This window comes from Streptomyces sp. NPDC046881 (genome assembly GCF_040645015.1).
In the GTDB taxonomy this organism is placed as follows: Bacteria; Actinomycetota; Actinomycetes; order Streptomycetales; family Streptomycetaceae; genus Streptomyces.
Genome location: NZ_JBEYXJ010000071.1, coordinates 1 through 17,552 on the forward strand (window position 1 = coordinate 1; position 17,552 = coordinate 17,552).

13 protein-coding genes are annotated in these 17,552 nt (G+C 72.3%); 10 read left to right on the forward strand and 3 right to left on the reverse strand.

Going from position 1 to position 17,552, the window contains the following annotated elements; translation table 11 throughout:
* The first annotated feature begins 496 nt into the window (after window positions 1-496).
* The 5 genes from ABZ923_RS27870 to ABZ923_RS27890 all read left to right on the forward strand — a co-directional run bounded on the left by ABZ923_RS27870 (window position 497) and on the right by ABZ923_RS27890 (window position 5,818).
* On the forward strand, window positions 497-1,075 hold the full coding sequence (locus tag ABZ923_RS27870) for a winged helix-turn-helix domain-containing protein (protein WP_361476649.1): 579 nt from the start codon (window positions 497-499) through the stop codon (window positions 1,073-1,075).
* 59 nt (window positions 1,076-1,134) lie between these two features.
* Window positions 1,135-2,178, forward strand: a complete 1,044-nt coding sequence (locus ABZ923_RS27875) for an NAD-dependent epimerase/dehydratase family protein (protein WP_361476651.1) — start codon at window positions 1,135-1,137, stop codon at window positions 2,176-2,178.
* A 31-nt stretch (window positions 2,179-2,209) separates the two neighbouring features.
* Window positions 2,210-3,487, forward strand: coding sequence for a sensor domain-containing protein (locus ABZ923_RS27880; protein ID WP_361476653.1), 1,278 nt, complete (start codon window positions 2,210-2,212; stop codon window positions 3,485-3,487).
* Complete coding sequence (locus ABZ923_RS27885; protein ID WP_361476655.1) at window positions 3,472-4,125, forward strand: response regulator transcription factor; 654 nt, start codon at window positions 3,472-3,474, stop codon at window positions 4,123-4,125. Before ABZ923_RS27880 ends, ABZ923_RS27885 begins: the two co-directional genes overlap by 16 nt.
* A 136-nt stretch (window positions 4,126-4,261) precedes the next feature.
* A complete protein-coding gene (locus ABZ923_RS27890) occupies window positions 4,262-5,818 on the forward strand; it encodes a DUF1996 domain-containing protein (protein ID WP_361476657.1) in 1,557 nt (518 codons plus the stop codon).
* 80 nt (window positions 5,819-5,898) lie between these two features.
* Here ABZ923_RS27890 and ABZ923_RS27895 read toward each other — a convergent pair whose 3' ends face one another.
* Window positions 5,899-6,297, reverse strand: coding sequence for a hypothetical protein (locus ABZ923_RS27895; protein WP_361476659.1), 399 nt, complete (start codon window positions 6,295-6,297; stop codon window positions 5,899-5,901).
* Window positions 6,298-6,394: 97 nt separating this feature from the next.
* Here ABZ923_RS27895 and ABZ923_RS27900 point away from each other — a divergent pair, with 97 nt between their 5' ends.
* The 5 genes from ABZ923_RS27900 (at window position 6,395) to ABZ923_RS27920 (ending at window position 11,599) form a co-directional block, all read left to right on the forward strand.
* Window positions 6,395-6,913, forward strand: a complete 519-nt coding sequence (locus ABZ923_RS27900) for a tetratricopeptide repeat protein (RefSeq protein ID WP_361476661.1) — start codon at window positions 6,395-6,397, stop codon at window positions 6,911-6,913.
* Between the two features lie 49 nt (window positions 6,914-6,962).
* Window positions 6,963-8,876 carry a hypothetical protein gene (locus tag ABZ923_RS27905; RefSeq protein ID WP_361476663.1) on the forward strand — a complete coding sequence of 638 codons (1,914 nt, stop codon included), beginning with the start codon at window positions 6,963-6,965 and terminating at the stop codon, window positions 8,874-8,876.
* Window positions 8,877-8,945: 69 nt separating this feature from the next.
* Window positions 8,946-9,824, forward strand: a complete 879-nt coding sequence (locus ABZ923_RS27910) for a metal-dependent hydrolase (RefSeq protein ID WP_361476665.1) — start codon at window positions 8,946-8,948, stop codon at window positions 9,822-9,824.
* Entirely contained in the window at window positions 9,824-10,873 is a 1,050-nt protein-coding gene (locus ABZ923_RS27915; RefSeq protein ID WP_361476667.1) for a PDR/VanB family oxidoreductase, read from the forward strand. The genes ABZ923_RS27910 and ABZ923_RS27915 overlap by 1 nt, the downstream gene beginning before the upstream one ends.
* 36 nt (window positions 10,874-10,909) lie before the next feature.
* Window positions 10,910-11,599, forward strand: coding sequence for a TetR/AcrR family transcriptional regulator (locus tag ABZ923_RS27920; RefSeq protein WP_361476669.1), 690 nt, complete (start codon window positions 10,910-10,912; stop codon window positions 11,597-11,599).
* A 95-nt stretch (window positions 11,600-11,694) separates the two neighbouring features.
* On the opposite strand, the gene ABZ923_RS27925 is transcribed toward ABZ923_RS27920, so the two are convergent.
* Together ABZ923_RS27925 and pulA are read right to left on the reverse strand one after the other, a co-directional pair.
* Window positions 11,695-12,057 (reverse strand): isomerase, encoded by a 363-nt coding sequence (locus ABZ923_RS27925; protein ID WP_361476671.1) that lies wholly within the window; start codon window positions 12,055-12,057, stop codon window positions 11,695-11,697.
* Window positions 12,058-12,084: 27 nt separating this feature from the next.
* Entirely contained in the window at window positions 12,085-17,496 is a 5,412-nt protein-coding gene (gene pulA, locus ABZ923_RS27930; protein ID WP_361476673.1) for a pullulanase-type alpha-1,6-glucosidase, read from the reverse strand.
* Between the last annotated feature and the right edge of the window lie 56 nt (window positions 17,497-17,552).

The following is a 17,552-nucleotide window of genomic DNA, read 5'->3' on the forward strand; positions in this document are numbered from 1 at the left end:
GGGGCGCCCGCTGTCACAGCGGGCGCCCCTCGCGCGTGTCGCGCCCCCGTGCGCGCCGGCTCCCCGCACCGCCGGGCCGTCGCCGTCCCGAGGAGTGAGACGGCATTCCGGACACGGTCAACTGCCGTCAGGCCCCTGACCAGCGCGAAACGGCGGGGGACCAGGGGAATGCCATGTCGATTTCACGCCACGGAAGCGTCCAAGCAGTGAGAGGAGACTCCTGCCCGCCGCGCGCCTCTGCTTCAATGGGCCCATGGCCGGCTTCCAGAAGATCACCGCGACGGGTCGTCACGACCTCGAGCCGTTCTGGCCTTCCCGTCAGCACCACGACTTCGACCGTGTGTGTCGCCGCGCGATGAACGCGCGGGCCCTCTAAAGCCGTACACCCCCGGCCTTCGGCCAGCGCGGAACGACGTACGTCCTCCGGCGCGCCCGACCACGAATCGCGGCCGCCGCTCCTCCCGACGAACTCCTCGCGCGAAAGAGCTGACCTCTCATGGCGACCTCTGGTTCCCTCTCCACCGCCACCCTGGCCACCCCCGCCCCGAACGGCGCCCGGCACCGGCTCCGCGCCGTCGACCGGGACGAGGTGGTCGACGTCGCGGACTTCCTGCCGCCGGGCGCCACCTGGCTGCCCGCGCCGCAGCACACCCTGCCGGCCCTGCCGGGCCAGCCGCCGATGGTGGGCTACCTGGTGCTGGTCCCGGCCGACCAGCGGCCCCCGTTCCTGCCGGTCGCGGTCCCGGACCAGCCGGAGCCCCTGGCGGGCTCCGCCGGCACCGACCCGCTGGTGCGGATCGACACCGTGCAGCGCACCGCCAGCGTCGACGGCCGCGAACTCGACCTCACCTACCTGGAGTTCGAGCTGCTCGCCCACCTGGTGGCGCACCCGCACCGGGTGCACACCCGCGACCAGCTGGTCACCACGGTGTGGGGCTACGGCCACGTCGGCGACGGCCGCACCGTCGACGTGCACATCGCCCGGCTGCGCCGCAAGCTGGGCGCCCAGCACCGCCAGGCGATCCAGACGGTGCGCCGGGTCGGCTACAAGTACACGCCGCCGACCGGCCGCTGACCGTTCTGCCGTCGGCAGAGCCGCGCGCCCTCCGGCTCCGGACCGGGCACCATCCCGGCATGAGACTTCTGGTGCTGGGCGGTACGGAGTTCGTGGGGCGGGCCGTGGTGGAGGCCGCGCTCGGGCGCGGCTGGGAGGTGACCGTCTTCCACCGGGGACGGCACCGGGCACCGGCCGGGGTGCGGTCGCTGCACGGCGACCGCACCGCGCCCGACGGTCTGGCCGCGCTCGCGGCGGACGGTTCCGGCTGGGACGCCGTGGTCGACACCTGGTCGGCCGCCCCGCGTGCCGTGCACGAGGCGGCCCGGCTGCTGCGCGGCCGGGCCGGCCGGTACGCGTACGTCTCCAGCCGGTCGGTGTACGCGTGGCCCTGGCCGCGCGGCGCCGCCGAGGACGCCCCGCTGGTCGAGGGTGCCGCCGACGCCGGGCCGACGGACTACGCGGCGGACAAGCGCGGCGGCGAACTGGCCGCCGTCGGGGCCTTCGGCGCGGCCGGCTCGCTGCTGGTCCGGGCCGGCCTGATCCTCGGCCCGTACGAGAACGTGGGCCGGCTGCCCTGGTGGCTGACCCGGATCGCCCGCGGCGGCCCGGTGCTGGCCCCCGGCCCGCGGACACTGCCGTTGCAGTACGTCGACGCGCGCGACCTCGCCGCGTGGCTGCTCGGCGCGCTGGAGCGCGGTCTGTCCGGCCCGTACAACCTGGTCGGCCCGCCCGGCCACACCACGATGGGCGAGCTGCTCGAGGCGTGTCTGCGGGTCACCGGCGCGGACGCGGAACTGTGCTGGACCGACCCGGAGCCGATCCTGGACGCCGGGATCGAGCCGTGGACCGAGCTGCCGGTGTGGGTGCCGCCGGGCGGCGAGATGTTCGACGCCGTGCACTGCGCCGACGTGTCGCGGGCGTTGGCGACGGGGCTGGTGTGCCGTCCGGTGGGCGAGACCGTGGCGGACACCTGGCGCTGGCTGACGGAGCTCGGCGGCAGCGCGCCCCAGCGGCCGGACCGCACCCGTAAGGGACTGGACCCGGAGGTCGAGGCGAAGGTGCTGGCCCGGGCCGGGGGTGTACCTGGCACCACCCCCCAGGAGGGGCCCTCGGACGACTGACCCGGCCGCGGCCGTCGGCAAGACTGGCCGCATGAACACCGAGAAAGACACAGCCGCCTTCCGTTCCCAGGCCAGGGAGGCGCTGCTGGCCGCCGTGCAGGGGCTGGTGCTGGCCGTCGTCGTGCTGCCGTGCGGTGTGGCGTTCCTCGTCCTGACGCTCCTCTCCGTCGCACTGATACCGCTCGGCATCGGCCTCGTCACCACTCCGGCGATCCTCACCGGCGTCCGGGCGCTGGCCGACGCCCGCAGGAGGCTCGCCGCCCAGTGGTGCGGGATCCACATCCCGGCGGCGTACCGGCCGCTCCCGGAGAGCGCCAACCCCTGGACGCGCACCGTCGCGCTGCTCCGGGACCCGCAGGTGCGGCGGGACGTGCTCTGGCTGCCGGTGGACATGACCGCGGGCTTCGTCACCGCGCTGGCACCGGCCGTGCTGGTGTTCTTCCCGCTCCAGGGGTTCCTGGTGGGCGCCGGGCTGTGGCGGGCGTACGTCCGGGAACCGGGCGACGTCTACTGGTACGGCTTCGTGCCGGTCACCGGCCAGGCGACGGCCCTCGGCGCGGCCGCGTTCGGCGCCCTGGTCCTCGCCGGCACCTGGCGCTTCACCCCCCGCCTGCTCACCGCGCACTTCCGGCTCACCCGGGCCGTGATCGGCGCCTCCCACGCCGCACTCGCCGAGCGGGTCCGGGTGCTGACGGAGACCCGGCGGGACGCGGTCGACACCTCGGCCGCCGAACTGCGCCGCATCGAACGGGACCTGCACGACGGCGCCCAGGCCCGGCTGGTCGCCATGGGCATGGACCTCGGCACCATCGAGATGCTGGTCGAACGGGACCCGGCGCAGGCCAAGCGACTGCTCGCGCAGGCCCGCCGGAACTCCGCCGAGGCCCTGGCGGAGCTGCGCGACCTGGTGCGCGGCATCCACCCCCCGGTGCTCGCCGAACGCGGACTCGGCGACGCCGTACGGGCGCTGGCGCTCCGGCTGCCCCTCCCCACGGAGGTCACCGTGGATCTGCCCGGCCGCGCGGACGCGCCGGTCGAGTCGGCCGCCTACTTCGCGGTGAGCGAGGTGCTCACCAACGCCGTCAAGCACTCCGGTGCCGACCGGATCCGGGTCGACGTGCACCACACCGACGGCCGGCTGCGGATCATCGTCACCGACGACGGCCGGGGCGGCGCGGCCGCCGGGGCCGGTTCGGGGCTCGCCGGGATCGAGCGCCGGCTCGGTACCTTCGACGGAGTCCTGGCCGTCAGCAGTCCCGCCGGCGGTCCCACCATGGTGACCCTGGAGATCCCGTGCGCGTTGTCCTAGCCGAAGACCTCTTCCTGTTGCGCGACGGGCTGGTGCGGATGCTGGAGGCCTACGGCTTCGAGATCGCCGCCGCCGTCGAGTCCGGGCCGGAACTCGGCCGGGCGCTGGCCGAGCTGGCGCCGGACGTGGCGGTGGTGGACGTACGTCTGCCGCCGACGCACACCGACGAGGGTCTGCAGTGCGCGCTCGCGGCCCGGCGGGCGCGGCCCGGGCTGCCGGTGCTGGTCCTCTCCCAGCACGTGGAGCAGCTGTACGCGCGCGAGCTGCTCGCCGACGGCACGGGCGGGGTCGGCTACCTGCTGAAGGACCGGGTGTTCGACGCGGAGCAGTTCGTGGACGCCGTACGGCGGGTCGCGGCCGGCGGTACGGCGATGGACCCGCAGGTGATCCAGCAGTTGCTGTCCCGGCGGTCGGCCGGCGACCAGCCGCTCGCCCGGCTGACCCCGCGGGAGCGGGAGGTGCTGGAGCTGATGGCACAGGGCCGGTCCAACGCGGGGATCGCCGCCCAGCTCGTGGTGACGGAGCGGGCGATCGCCAAGCACACCTCCAACATCTTCGCCAAGCTGGGCCTGGAGGTGTCCGACGACGACAACCGGCGCGTGCTGGCGGTGCTCGCCCATCTGGACCGTGACCGGTGACCTGTCAACTCTGCTGTTTCTGAGGGGAATTTGTGAGACCGGTGAACACCTCCGGGGCGGCGTCCGTATGGAAGGGCGCCGCTTCACTCCTGTCGGGCGCCTCGATGCTGCCCCGCAAGGAAGTCAGAGGAGTTCCATGGGACGCAACACACGAAAACGCCGTACGCCGCTGGCCACCAAGGCCATTGCCGCATCGGCGGCCCTAGCGCTCGGTGGGGGCGGGCTGATCTGGGCGAACTTCTACGCCTCGGCGCACGAGTCGAACAACCAGTCGTGGGGAGGCAACCAGACCAAGGCCGCGACGGCGCAGGTCGCGACCATCTCCTGCCCGGACGTCGGCCAGAAGCTGACGAACGTGCCGAACGCGGCCCGGCAGGGCGTGGCGACGGAGCTGGCCAACCTCGACAAGCAGATCACCGAGGCCTACAACCGGCTCGCCTCCACCCGGGACGCCCAGACGAGGGACGCGAGCTTCGTACAGAACTCGATCGTCGGCCCCCTGAAGGAGAAGCGGGCGGCGACGATCGACCGGATCCGCATCGACATCCAGCGCGTCGGCGGTTCCTTCGACAACACGCTCAAGCAGCTCGCCGCCTGTACGACGCAGACCGCCAACCAGACGAACGCCGGTGGCCAGCAGCAGAACGACGGCCAGCAGCAGAACGGCGGTCAACAGCAGCAGGGCGGCCAGCAGCAGAACGGCGGTCAACAGCAGAACGGCGGCCAGCAGCAGGGCCAGAACGGCCAGCAGGGCAACATCGGCGGGCAGGCCGGCAACGGCCCGGTCGCGGCGGACTTCGTCGACATCACCAAGGTGGCGCCGAACGTCCAGGGCAAGCCGAACAAGACCGGCAACGCCTCGACCGGTACGTTCACCACGCGCTGCGGCGTGAACGCGAACAAGAACTTCAACACCGACAACGTGATCGTGGCGCCCGGCGTGACCAACGGCGCGCACCACCTGCACGACTACGTCGGCAACCAGAAGGTCAACGCGTTCTCCAGCAACAACACGTTCCTGCAGGGCGGCACCAGCTGCCAGAACCGCAACGACCTGTCGTCGTACTACTGGCCGGTGGTCCGCATCCAGGACGGCACCCAGGACTTCGACCAGAACAAGGACGGCGGCGGCAAGGAAGGCAACGTCGGCCGCATCCTGACCCCGGCCCAGGCCGAGATCAAGTACGTGGGCAGCCCGGCCTCCAAGGTCGTCGCGATGCCGCAGTTCCTGCGCATCATCACCGGTGACGCCAAAACCACCACCAACGGTCTGGCGAACGCCAACGCGCACTGGAGCTGCACCGGCTTCGAGAACAAGGTGCAGCTGACGCAGCAGTACCCGATCTGCCCGCAGGGCAGCAAGGTGGTCCGCTCGTTCGCCTTCCAGAGCTGCTGGGACGGACAGAACGCCGACAGCGCCAACCACCGCACCCACGTGGCGTTCGCCGACCCGGCGAGCGGTGTCTGCCCCAACGGGTTCAAGGCGATCCCGCAGCTGACCATGCGGCTCGTCTACAACATCAACCCGCCGACCATCCAGAACGGCCAGGTGAAGAACGCCTACGCAGTGGACGGTTTCCCGGAGCAGCTGCACAAGGCGGCCACGGACCACGACGACTTCATCAGCGTCACGAAGAACGGTCTGGCCAACAAGATCGCCAACTGCATCAACCGCGGTCAGAACTGCGCGTGATCCGGTAACGGACACAGGACAGAAGGCCGGTGACGAATCCCCCTCCCGTCACCGGCCTTCGTCATGCCCCGGCATTCCGGTCAGCCGCTGTGCGCGTGGTGGTCGGTGCCCTCCTCCAGGTCGCCGCCGAGCGTGCCGCGCAGCGCCTTGACCACCCCGTCGTCACCGACGGCGACCCACTTGCGGCCGACCAGGTAGTGACCGCCGTAGTCCTTCGCGTCGTTGATCCACTCGCGCTGGCCGCGGTCGGTGGCGAAGGTGGCGAGGATGAATTTGCCGTCACCGTTGCGGCAGATGGCCTGGCGGATCTCGTCGGCGTCGGTCTGTATGTTCGGCTTGCACTTCACCTCGGCGGCCAGACGCTCCAGGCTGCCGGTCGCGGTGGGCGGCACCGACTCGGTGTCCCCGCCCGAGCCGGAGCCGCAGCCCGCCAGCGTCAGCACGGCCGCGGCGCCGAGCAGCAGTCCTGTCAACCTCATCTGTTCCTCCGGTCCTGGTGTGCCAAGCATGCCCCAGCCCCTTCGGATACGGCTCCCGCGCGCGGTGCGCTCAAAACCGGTGACCGGGCGCGCACGGATGTGCGAAGGTGACGCGGTGAACCAGAACTGGGAAGACCGTGTGGCCGCCGCCTGGGCCGCCTTCGACGACTATCCGGAAGAGCGCGCCCAGGACTTCCGCGCCCTGATCGACGCACTCGTGGCCGAGCTGCCGGACGACAGCCCGCTGGGCCCCTTCGAGCAGGCCTGCGCCTGGGACTCCACCGGGCACTCCGACAAGGCGGTGCCGCTGTACCGGGAGGCGCTGGCCCGCGGACTCGACGGCTACAAGGGCCGCCGGGCGAAGATCCAGCTGTCGAGTTCGCTGCGGAACACCGGGCACGCCGAGGAGGGCGTCAAGCTGCTCACCGCCGAACTGGACGCGCCCTCCGACGAGTTGGACGACGCGGTACGGGCCTGCCTCGCCCTGTGCCTGTCCAGCCTCGGCCGTGACCGCGAGGGCCTGTCCCTCGTGCTCGGCGCGCTCGCCCCCCATCTGCCGCGCTACCAGCGGTCGATGGCGAACTACGCGCGTGCCCTGGTCGAACCCGAGGTGTGAATCACTCGTCCGGCGGTGACCGACGACCGGCTCGCTCGTTCTCCCGGACGTGCAGTCACAGGATGTATCCCAGCGTCCCCCCTCCGCCGGCGGCGCCGGCCCGGTCGACGTCGAGCAGGCCGAGGCCGCGCTCGTCGAGCACTACCCCCGGCTGGTCCGGCTCGCCTACCTCGTGCTGCCGCCGGGCCTCGGCCGCAGCCGCCGCGTGCTGACCGCACACGCCCTCACCCAGCGCGCGCTGCCCCGGGGCCGCAGGCAGCCGTCCGTGATCCCGGCCCAGACCGCGGGCCGGGAGGGCGACCCCGGGTACGCCTGTCTGCGCGAGCGGGTGCTGCGGACGGCCCTGGAGGCGGCCCGCCCCCGCAAGGGCCTGCCCCGGCTCGCCCAGCTGCCGCCGCTGCTCCCCCAGGTGTGGGGCCTGAGGCTGTTCCCGCGCTCGGGCGGTGCCGACGAACTCGCCCTGGACCAGCGGCTGTCCGCCCTGTCCGGACCGGCCCGCGCCGCCTACGTCCTGCGGGGCCTGGAGCAGCTGCCCGACCCGGACGTCCGCGACCTCCTCGAAGCCGCCGGGGTGGCCGACCCGGGCGGCGCGCTGGCCTCGGCGAACAGCGTGCCCGCCCAGCCGGGGCTGCTGTGCTCCCCGGAGTTCGACCCGTGCTCGCTGCAGGCCCGGCCCACCGACCTGATGCGCCGCCGCCGGCACACCAAGGCGGTGCTGACCGCCGTCGCGGCGCTCTCGGTGTGCGGCGCGCTGGTCGCCGTGCCGGGCGGCGGCTGGGGCCCCGACGGTGCCGCCGCGCCCGTCTACGCCGGGAACCCGGCCGCCGAGGCCGCCCTGGACCCGGGCCGGCTGACCCGGGTCTCCCCCGCCGTCTGGCGCACCTCGGCCCGCACCGACTTCTCCGTGTGGCCCGCGCGCGGCCCGCTCACCGGTGACAAAGCCCTGCTGCGCCGCGCCCTCGCGGTCTGGGCCCGTCCCGGGGAGACGGTCCGGGTGTCGGCGACCCCCGGCACCCAGACCGGCGGCCCGGCCGGCCCGCCCCAGCTGCTGTACGCGGGCGAGATCGACGCCGCCCGGGTGGTGATCCTCTACGACGGCCTGCGCATCGCCCGGTACGCCGAGCCGAGGAGCGGCACGCAGGGCGCGGCCCTGGACTTCGCCCGGGTGGACGGCGCGACGGGCGCCGCGGCGAGCGCGCTGGTGCTGGGCCGCTCCGACGGCAACGTCCGCTATCTGACCGCGCCCTGGGTCACGAAGGCGGCCCAGCGGGACCTGACGAAGCCGGGCGCGTCGGTGACGCCGCTCGCCCTCGCCGACGGTGTCACCGCACCGCTGGCCAGCCCCGCCCTGCAGCCCGGGGCCTGCGCGTCGTGGAACGTGCTCCAGCTGACCGGCGCCTTGGGCACGCAGCTCGCCACCGACCTCGGCGAGCTGGTCCCGGCCCACCTCACGGCCGGCCGGCCCGGTGCGGCCGAGGAGGTGTCCGGCGCGGAGGGGCTGCGGACGTGGGCGCCGTTCGCCTGTTCCCTGGCGGCCGAGCGCTCGGCGGGCATCCGGAGCGTCAACGCCTGGGCGTACGCCGAGCAGCCGCTGCCGGACGGCAGCGGCTCCGGTACCTGGGTGTGCACCCGGGCGGAGACCTGGCGCGGCGACGGCACGGCCGCGCTGGCGCTGTTCCGCACGCCGGGCGGGGCGGCCGGCGCGGTCGTCGCCAAGGGCACGAACGTGCCGGCCTGCGGGCCGCGTGATCCGCATGTGCTGGCCGGCGTGCTGTGGAAGTCGGCGGCGGGCTCCTGGTACCTGCTGGCGGCGGGGAGCAGGGAGACCGCGTCGATCGGGGCGTCGGGCGGGGTCACCGCGTCCGGGCCGGGGCCGCTGCTGGCCGTGAAGGCCGCGCAGGGGGCACGGGCGGACCTGACGGGGAGGCTGGCGGACGGGCGGGAGATCCGCGGACTGCACTAGCTGACACCAGCGTCAACAAGCTGCCGCACAGGGGTTCTCAAGCACCCTACTGATCAGTACATTGACGCCATGTCCAACACGCAGGCCCGGGTGCCGCTCAAGGCCCGCAAGGTGTCCTTCTCCTGGGAGGACACGCCGCTGCACTGGGTGCCGGGGGACCCCTTCACCACGCACACCATCAACGTGCTGCACCTGCTGCTGCCGGCCGGTGAGCGCTGGTTCGTGCACGTGTACAAGCAGGTGCTGCCGTACATCCGGGACGAGCGGCTCCGTGCGGACGTCATCGGATTCATCGGCCAGGAGGCGATGCACTCCCAGGCCCACGACGAGGTGCTGCCCCACCTGCGTGAGCTGGGGCTGGATCCGACGCCGTACATCGCGCAGGTCGACTGGTTCTTCGAGAAGCTGCTCGGCGACCGGACCCTGCCGCCGGGCAGGCCGCGCAGGTGGTGGCTGATGGAGCGGGTCGCCCTCATCGCTGCCATCGAGCACTACACGGCGTTCCTGGGCAACTGGGTCCTCAACGCCGAGGCACTCGACCGGCACGGCGCCGACCCGACCATGCTGGACCTGCTGCGCTGGCACGGCGCGGAGGAGGTCGAGCACCGCTCGGTCGCCTTCGAGCTGTTCATGCACCTCGACGGCGGTTACCGCCGGCGGGTCCGGACCTGGGCCACCGCCTTCACGGCGCTGGTGTTCCTGTGGCAGCGCGGGACGCGCTTCTTCATGGCGAACGACCCGACCCTCGTCGACGGCAGGGCCACGCTCAAGGACCTGTACGTGCGCGGCAGGCAGGGCCTGCTGCCCACGACCGGGGACATGCTCAGGTCCGTCCCCCGCTACCTGCGCCGCGACTACCACCCCTCGCAGGAGGGCGACACCGAGCAGGCCGTCGCCTACCTGGCCTCCTCGCCCGCGGCCACGGCGGCGGAGAAGAGGGCCGCGTGATGCCGAAGCCGCGTACCGTCGCGCTCGTCGCGGGCGCCGCCCTGCTCACCCGGCGGGCCCTGCGCCGCCGCGTCCGGCGCTCCCCGCTGTGGCCGCTGCCCGCCCTGGACCCGCCGCTCTCCGGCCGGCCGCGCCCGCGGGCCCTGCGGCTGCTGCTCACCGCGCACGAGACGATCGCCGACGGGGTCGTCCAACTGCGCCTGGAGGGCGCGGACCTGCCGCGCTGGGAGCCGGGGGCGCACCTGGACCTGGTGCTGCCCTCGGGGCTCGTGCGGCAGTACTCCCTGTGCGGGGACCCCGGGGACACCTCCTCCTACACGGTGGCCGCGCGGTTCGTGCCGGACGGCCGGGGCGGCTCCCGCGAGGTGCACGAGCAGCTCGCCGAGGGCATGGAGCTGGAGGTGCGCGGCCCCCGCAACCGCTTCCCGCTGGCCGGCGCGCCCTCGTACGTGTTCGTCGCCGGCGGCATCGGCATCACCCCGATCCTGCCGATGCTGCGGTCCCTGCCGGACGGCACCGACTGGCGGCTGCTGTACGGCGGGCGGACCCGGGCGTCGATGCCGTACCTGGAGGAGGTGCGGAGGCTGGCCGGGGACCGGCTCACGGTCGTCGCCGAGGACGAGGACGGCCGGCCGGACCTGGCCGCGCTGTTCGCGGGCACGGCCCCGGGTGCGGCGGTGTACTGCTGCGGTCCGGAGGGCCTGACGGCGGCGGTGCAGGAGGCACTGCCCGAGGGGACCGCCCTGCACCTGGAGCGGTTCGCGCCCGGTGCGGCGGCCGGCGGCGACAGCGCGTTCGAGCTGGAACTGCGGCGCAGCGGGCGCACGTTGACGGTGCCGGCCGGCTCGTCCGTGCTGGACGCCGTACGCCGGGAGCTGCCGGACACCGCCTACTCCTGCGAGCAGGGCTTCTGCGGGACCTGCCGGCAGCCGGTACTGGACGGGGAGGTCGATCACCGGGACGAGCTGCTGACGGACGCGGAACGGCGGGACGCGATGCTGATCTGCGTGTCCCGGGCGCGGGGCGATCGCCTGGTGCTCGACATGTGATCGCAAACGGCCGGAACTGATCGGTAAAGTGTTCGCATGAGTACCGGGGTTCGCCGCAGGATGGGCGTCGAGGAGCGGCGGCAGCAGCTGATCGGTGTCGCCCTCGACCTGTTCAGCCGACGCTCGCCCGACGACGTCTCCATCGACGAGATCGCCACCGCGGCGGGCATCTCCCGCCCGCTCGTCTACCACTACTTCCCCGGCAAACTCAGCCTGTACGAGGCCGCGTTGAAGCGTGCCTCGGAGGATCTGGCGAGCCGTTTCGCCGAGCCGCACGAGGGCCCGCTCGGCGCCCGGCTGCTGCGGGTGATGAGCCGCTACTTCGACTTCGTGGACGATCACGGCCCCGGTTTCTCGGCCCTGATGCGCGGCGGCCCGGCCGTCGGCTCCTCCACCACGAACGCGCTCATCGACTCCGTACGGCAGGCCGCGTACGACCAGATCCTGTCGCACCTCGGGGTGCGGGAGGCGTCCCCGCGCCTGGAGCTGGTGGTCCGTTCCTGGATCTCGCTCGCCGAGTCCACGGCGCTGATCTGGCTGGACGGCCGGCGCGTCCCGCGCGCCGAGCTGGAGATCCAGCTCGTGCACGACTTCGCCGCGCTGGCGGCCGTCAGCGCGGCCTACGACGCGGACATGGCCGGGCTGCTGCGCACGATGGTGAAGGACGAGCCGGCCGACGGCCCCTTCGCGGACCTGGTCGGCCGGCTCATCGCCCTCGGTTCGTGAGCGTGCCCTAGGGCCTCTCTTCCGGATCTTGCCGGTGTCGCGGGTCGGCCAGGTGGTGCGGTCGCTCGGGGCCGGCCTGATCCGGAAGAAAGACCCTAGCGGTCGAACTTCCGGTACGACGCGTCGAGATCGCGGATCTCGGCGGAGGCGTGCACGGCGAACGCCGTGTCCGCCACGTGCTTGCGGAGCAGGTCCAGGACCGCCTCCGTCAGCTGCGCCTTCGTCTCGTCGCTGCGCCCGGCGAGGAGCCCGATCGTCACGTGCACGACGGCGTGCCCGCGCGCCCCGGGATCCTCCTGACCGACCACCGTGTACGCGCTCGGCCGGAACTGGGACTTGCAGTTCTCCGGCTTCGCCACCGCGATCTCCGCGACCGCGTCGTGCAGGCCCCGGGCGAAGCCCTCGCGGTCGAAGGCGTGCTCCAGCGTGTCGGAGTAGTCGATGGTGATCTGCGGCATGCGCACTCCTGTTCTACGGCAACGGCCTCACCCTAGTTCCGACCGGGTGAACACCGCGACGGTCCGGGCCGGAACGGTGAACGTGCCCGAGCCGGCCGCGTAGGCGGAGCCCTTCACGACCTCGTCCGCTCCCGCCGCCTGCACCGGGTGCAGCCGGTACCGCTGACCGGCCAGTGCCGCGATCCGCTGCTCCTGCCGCTCGGGGGTGGCGTTGAAGACGACGACCAGGTCACCGAGGCGCATGGTGATCACGCCCGGCGTCTCCTCCGTGCCGGACAGCGGGAAGGAGAGGTGCTCCTGCACCTGCCCGGCGGTGCCGAGGGAGAAGGCCCGCTCGGTCGTCCGGATCCTCAGCAGGTCCCGGTAGGCGGCGGAGGTCCCGGTGATCTGCGGGCAGCCCACCGCGACGGCGCTCAGCAGCGGCTTGGCGTACTCCCACTTGGACGCGTTGTCGGCCGCCGGGGGCAGCCCGCGGCCGAAGCCGTTGCCGTCGGCGCAGTTCCAGTGGATGGCGTTGAACCAGTCCCCGCTGTCGAAGGAGTTGCGGTCCAGGGACTTCGAGCGCAGCAGGTCGGTGCCGGCCTGGGAGAGGGCCGGTCCCTGCGAGAGGGCCGCGGTGGCCATCGCGAGGACCTGCATCCGGGACCGGTCGGACGCGGAGGTGTCCTTGGGCAGCTTGTAGGCCAGCGCGTCGAACAGCGACTCGTTGTCGTGCGCGTCCACGTAGGCGAGGGCGTCGCCGGGCGCGTCCGCGTAACCGGCGGGCGAGCCGTTGTAGTCGACCTCGGCGCCGGTGACCTGCTTGCCGGCGGTGTCGGTGAAGCGGTACCGCGCGAGGTTGCCGGTCAGACCGACCTTGATCAGGTCCTGGTAGTGCAGCAGCCGGGCCTTCTGCTCCTCCTTCGTGCCGTTGGCCGTGGAGGAGTTGGGGTCGGTGTAGAGCCCGGACGCGAAGCCCTGGACGCCCGGGTCCTCGTCGAAGGGGCCGCCGCCGCGCACCGCGTCACGGGCGCGGTCGGAGAAGGTGGCGATGCCGGTACCGGCCATGTTCTTCTGCGTGGCCTGCACGAACCGGGCGTCGTCCGCGACCTCGCCGAAGTTCCAGCCCTCGCCGTACAGGATGATCTTCTTGCCGTCGACGCCGTCCTTCTCCGGCGTGAGCGCGTCCAGGGCCTTGCGGACGGCCAGGATGTTGGCCTTGGGGTGGTGGCCCATGAGGTCGAAGCGGAACCCGTCGACCTTGTACTGCTTGGCCCAGGTGACGATCGAGTCCACGACCAGCTTGCCCATCATCGCGTTCTCGGGCGCGGTGTTGGCGCAGCAGGTGCTGTTGGCCACCGAGCCGTCGGCGAGGAGCCGCTGGTAGTAGCCGGGGACGATCCGGTCGAGTACGGAGGTGTCCGCCTGGCCGGCGGCCGCCGTGTGGTTGTAGACGACGTCCATGACGACCCGCAGGCCGTCCTGGTTGAGCGCCTTCACCATCGTGCGGAACTGGACGGTACGGGCCGTGCCGTCCGGGTCGGTGGCGTAGGAGCCCTCGGGGACCGTGTAGTGGTACGGGTCGTAACCCCAGTTGAAGGCGTCCTTGGCGGCGATCTTCGCCACGCACTCCTGCTGCTTGTCGGAGTCGGCCGGGTAGGAGGCCAGGTCGCAGTCCGTGGTCGCCTGGTCGGCCTTCCTCTCGGGGATCGTCGCGATGTCGAAGGCGGGCAGCAGGTGGACGTACGACGTCCCGGCCTTCGCCAGCGCGCGCAGGTGCTTGGAGCCGTCGCTGTTCTTGTCGGTGAAGGCCAGGTAGGTGCCCTGGTCCTTGGCCGGAACGGTCTTGTCGGCGACCGAGAAGTCCCGGATGTGCAGCTCCTGGATCTGCGCGTCCTTCAGCGGTACGGCCTTGGGCTTGCTCAGGGCCGCCCAGCCGCTCGGGGAGAGCTTCTTGTCGTTCAGGTCGACGACGAGGCTGCGCGCCGAGTTCGCGGTCAGGGCGACCGAGTAGGGGTCGGTGACCTTGTTGGTGACCACCTTGCGGACGCTGGGCGCCCAGACCTTCACCACGTACCGGTAGGGCTTGCCCTTCCAGGAGGCCGGGCCGGTGACGGACCAGACGCCGGTGGTGTCGTTCCGGCGCATCTTCACGGACGTGCCGTCGAGGTCGAGGTGGACGCTCTGCGCGGTCGGCGCCCATACGGCGAGGGTCGGCCTGCCGTCGTGGAAGGTCGGCCCGAGGTCGGCCTTCGTCGCGCCGGGGTACAGGTCGTCCAGCACGCCGGCGATCTGCACGCCGGTCGCGGCCAGGACGGCGCCGTTCGCGGCCCGCTGGGTGGCGACGAGCTGCCCGGCGAGCGCGCCGCGCACCCGGTCCCGGTCGCGCGGGTCGACGGACCAGGCGGTGTAGTCCTTCAGGTGCGGGAACTTCGCCTTCTGGGCGTCGGTCAGGGTGGTCTTGGTCAGTCGCAGCCAGCGCTCGTCGTCGCTGGTCAGCGCGCCGTCCTTGACGGTGATCGAGCCGTCGTGGGAGGAGAGGAGCTGGGTGGAGGCGGCGCCGTCGACGCCGTTCCATGCGACGGTGTTCCGGTCGATCCAGATCGCCTTGGAGGTGGTCAGGTCGAGCGCGGCCGCGCTGCCGGCCGGCTGGGGCAGCAGGTGCTCCTCCTGGCCGTTCAACAGCCACACCTCGTGGCCGTCGGCCTTGAGGTCCAGGGACTGGTCGGTGGGCAGGTCCTTGTCGTCGCCCTTGTGGAGGATGTAGCTGAGACTGGTGGCACCCGCGCCGAGCGGCACCTCGAAGACCGCGCCATAGGCATCAGTCTTCACCGGCTTCAGCGGGTTCGGCCAGTCGGTGGGGTTCGCCGCGCCGGTCCAGACGTGCAGACCCCAGCCGTCGTAGTTCCCGTCGGCCCGGTGGTAGTGCAGGACCGCCTTGGTGGTGTCCTGGGCGGGGTAGTCCGGCTTCCGGGTGAGGACGTCGGCCTTGCCCTGCTCGATCCACACCTCACCCGTCCGGGTGACGTCGATCGACCGGTCGGCGGAGACGTCCTTGTCGCCGTCCTTGTCGATGACCAGGAAGCCGACGTTCGAGGCGCCGGACTTGAGCTTGACGTAGGCGAAGGCGCCGTAGGCGTCGCGGCCCACGAAGGGGTGGCTGGCCGGCCAGTTCGTGGCCTCGCCGTCGGCGAGGTCGCCCCAGGCGTACAGGCCCCAGTTGTCGTAGTCGCCGTCGGTGCGCTTGTAGTGGACGACCGCGTAGTCGCGGGAGGAGGCCGTGGGGACCTCGGGCGCGGGCGGGGTGCCGGTGCTGCTGCTCGCCGTGGCGCTCGCGGTGTGCCCGGCGGAGTCGACGACGACGGCCTTGTAGCGCAGCGCGGTGCCGGCGGGCACGTCCTCGTCGAGGGTCTGGGTGACCTGGTAGGGGGCGTGGTCGGCGGAGCCGAGCGTCTTCCACCTGCCGTTGCCCACCTGGGCGGCGAAGACGACCCGGTTGAGCTGTCCGCCGTCGACGCCGGCCTTGAGGACGACCGTCCCGGTGGCGCCGGCGGCCGGCGCGGTCAGGGTGATCTCCGGCGCTGCGGCGGGCGCGGGGAGGGCGCCGGCGGCCCGGTAGACGACGGCGGAGCCGGCCGGGACGGTGACGGTGACCTTCTTGTCGCCGTCGGACCGCACGGTGCCGGTGGCCCGGTAGACGCCCCGGTACGTCCTGTCCGCCGATCCGGTCGCGAAGGTCGCCGTCCGTTCCTCGCCGGCGTTGTTGAAGGCGACGACGTACTCCTGGCCGCTGCGGGCGTCGGTGCGGGTGAAGGCGTAGACGCCGGGCCCGTCGGCCGCGTACCGCTCGGTCTGCACTCCGTCGGTCAGGGCCGGGTTGGCCCGGCGCAGCTTCGCGAGCGCGGCGATCTGCCGGTACAGCGGGGCCTTGGTGTCGTAGGCGGCACTCGCGTGGGTGCGGTCGGTGCCGATCTCGTCGTCGTCCAGGTAGTCGGCGACCTTCGAGGCGAACATGGTCTGGCGGGCGTCCTTGTCGCCGCCGGGGCCGGTGAAGCCCTGCTCGTCGCCGTAGTAGACGACCGGGTTGCCCCGGCTGAGGAACATCAGCTCGTTGGCGAGCCTGTCCTTCGCCAGGATCTCGGCGTCGGTGGCCTTCGGGTTGTCCTGCTTCAGGAAGTACCCGATGCGGCCCATGTCGTGGTTGCCGAGGAAGGTGACCTGCTCGTACGCGTTGGCCTTGTCGGTCGTGTACTTGTAGTCGTCACCGAAGACGCCCGCGAGCTTCTGCGCGCTGCCGCCCTGGGAGGCGTAGGAGCGGGCCGCGTCCTGGAAGGGGAAGTCGAGGGTGGCGTCGAGGCGGCCCTGGGTGACGTACGGGGAGGTGACGGAGGTGTCGGCGGAATAGACCTCGCCGAACATGAAGAAGTTCTTCCGCCCGTGCCGGGCCGCGTACCGGTCCAGTGCGGTGGCCCACTGGGTCCAGAACTCCATGTTCACGTGCTTGACGGTGTCGATGCGGAACCCGTCGACGCCGAAATCCTTCACCCAGCGCTGGTAGATCCTCTCCATGCCGCTGACGACCTCGGGGCGCTCGGTCCACAGGTCGTCGAGGCCGGAGAAGTCGCCGTAGGTGGTGGACTCGCCCGCGTAGGTGGAGTCGCCCCGGTTGTGGTACATCGTCGGGTCGTTGAGCCAGGACGGGACCTTGGACCCGCTCATGACCTGCGGGGTGCGCGGGAAGGAGCCGGCGTCCACGGCCGGGAACCTCCGGCGCCCGTCGGCGTGGTCGGCGTCGTCGAAGGGCCGGCCGTCCTTGGTCAGGTACGGGAAGGCGCCCTTGGAGAGGTAGTCGTACGACTTCTCCTTGTAGTCCACGACGTCGGCGGTGTGGTTGGTGATGACGTCGAAGAAGACCTTCATGCCCTTGGCGTGCGCCTTGGCGATGAGGGTCTGGAGGTCCTTGTTGGTCCCGAAGTGCGGGTCGACCTGGGTGAAGTCGGTGATCCAGTAGCCGTGGTAGCCGGCGGAGGCGTTGGCGCCGGTGCCCTGCACCGGGCGGTTCTTGAAGATCGGCGCCATCCAGATGGCGGTGGTGCCGAGGCCCTTGACGTAGTCGAGGCGCCGGGTCAGGCCCTTGAGGTCGCCGCCCTGGTAGAAGCCCTTGTCGGTGGGGTCGTAGCCGGTGTTGAGCCGGGAGCCGGTGAGTCCGCCCCGGTCGTTGGAGGTGTCACCGTTGGCGAACCGGTCGGGCATGACGAAGTAGAACTGCTCGCGGGTGTCGTCGTGCCGGGCGGGCACGGCGGCGAGGGTCGCGTCCGAGGGGGGTGCGGGCGGGGTGGCGGCCCGGGCCGCCGGCGCCTGGATCAGGGCGGCGGCGAGGGCCAGGCCGGTGAGGGCGGCGGCCCTTCCTCTGCGATGCGGCGTACGGCGCGTGCGCGGCGCCGGCCATCTCGGTATCACGGCTCGTGACTCCTAGGGGGATTGCGGCGGGGAGTTTGCTGCAAGGGGTGTGAAAC